Origin of the sequence: Clostridium sp. Ade.TY, assembly GCF_000498355.1 — a bacterium.
GTDB lineage: Bacteria > Bacillota > Clostridia > Clostridiales > Clostridiaceae > Clostridium.
Map to the genome: position 1 here is coordinate 1 of NZ_AVSV01000058.1, position 395 is coordinate 395.

The window sequence follows — 395 nt, forward strand, 5'->3', positions numbered from 1 at the left end:
AGCAAGTACAAAATTAAGACCAGGAAATTACTATTTTAAAGAAATAACAGCACCAAAGGGATACAATATAAGCGATGAAAAATTACCACTTGAAATTAAATTAGGTGGAGTAGCAGATAAGAATGAAGTAATTGCAAAAGATTCAGTAATACTTGGATCAGCAAAACTTATAAAGGTAGATAGTAAAACTGGAGGAAAACTTCAAGGAGCTGTTTATGGAGTTTATGACTCAAACAATAAGTTAATAGAAAAAGTAACAACAGGAAGTACTGGAGAAGTAAGTACAAAGACAGACTTAAGACCAGGAAAATATTACTTCCAAGAGATAACAGCACCAGTTGGATATAACTTAAATAACACAAAATATCCATTTGAAATAATACTTGGAGAAACAA

At 30.9% G+C, this 395-nt stretch carries 1 protein-coding gene; it reads left to right on the top strand.

Translation table 11 applies throughout. The annotated features are described in order from the left end of the window. Positions 1-395, top strand: a 395-nt coding sequence (locus O212_RS16760) for a SpaA isopeptide-forming pilin-related protein (RefSeq protein ID WP_035279729.1), incomplete at both ends; no start/stop codon positions are given.